This is a genomic window from Streptomyces luteosporeus, from assembly GCF_039532865.1.
Taxonomy (GTDB): Bacteria; Actinomycetota; Actinomycetes; order Streptomycetales; family Streptomycetaceae; genus Streptomyces; species Streptomyces luteosporeus.
Genome location: NZ_BAAASL010000060.1, coordinates 1 through 897, shown reverse-complemented (window position 1 = coordinate 897; position 897 = coordinate 1). Strand labels below are relative to the sequence as shown.

At 52.3% G+C, this 897-nt stretch carries 1 protein-coding gene; it reads right to left on the bottom strand.

Going from position 1 to position 897, the window contains the following annotated elements; genetic code table 11:
- Positions 1-664 (bottom strand): Rpn family recombination-promoting nuclease/putative transposase (locus ABD361_RS30400; protein ID WP_344440200.1); only part of this gene is annotated, 664 nt, incomplete at its 3' end.
- Positions 665-897 lie beyond the last annotated feature (233 nt).

Genomic DNA, 897 nt, shown 5'->3' with positions numbered 1-897 from the left:
CACCTGCATTTACCATGTAGTTTATCAGAACGCGCACCTGTTCGGGGGAAATCCATTCCACCATTACCCGGGGTAGCCTGTCCAGCAGTTCCATCATGTCCCGCTGGCGGATATGTTTCATCAGCAGGGTCAGTGCGGCCATCCGTCTGTGGTTCATTATCTCATCATCATCGATGACGGTGACATCAACCAGCGGGAATCCTGTCGTGTATACTTTTCCGGCCTGTTCCGGGTTACTGAAACAATCCAGCCAGTTCGTGGAGAACGGGTACGGACTCCGGCTGCCGTGGTAAAACAGAACCGGGATGACCAGCGGCAGTTTTTTATGACCCGCTTCAAGATGACGTTGCATGGCGGCGACAGCATATCTGAGCTGACGAAAGGCCATATTTTTATCCGCCGAACTCTGGTGTTCCAGAAGCAGATGGATGTACCCGTCATCGCCGGTGGTGGTTTTCATGCTCCAGAGAATGTCGCTGACGTACTGACGTAAGTCGTCCTCAACGAAGGTACCGGACTCCAGCTTCAGCGTGGTCAAATCGCACAGCGCGCGTAATTCAGCCGGGAGATGTAACATCATGAAGTCACGGGCGACATCGGGATTCGCCAGGAACTGGCGAAATGTCGCGTCATGGGGTGTGGGTGTACCTGGTTTCTTCTTCATCAGTCCTGGGCTCTGAAAAATGACCCGGAGATGTTATCACAGCCCGGGAAAAGCTAATATTGGCGGTGAACGGAATTGCCATTCCTTCAGGGGACCGTTCCGGGGTGGTTCGGTCCCCTTCCTAAACCATCTTTACTCATCATCAATTACTGCCTTAGCAACTTTCTTCCCTCTCTCAGATATTCTAAAGCCTCTTCTCTCCGTCCTTCTGTGGCAGCTGTATATAATGTCGC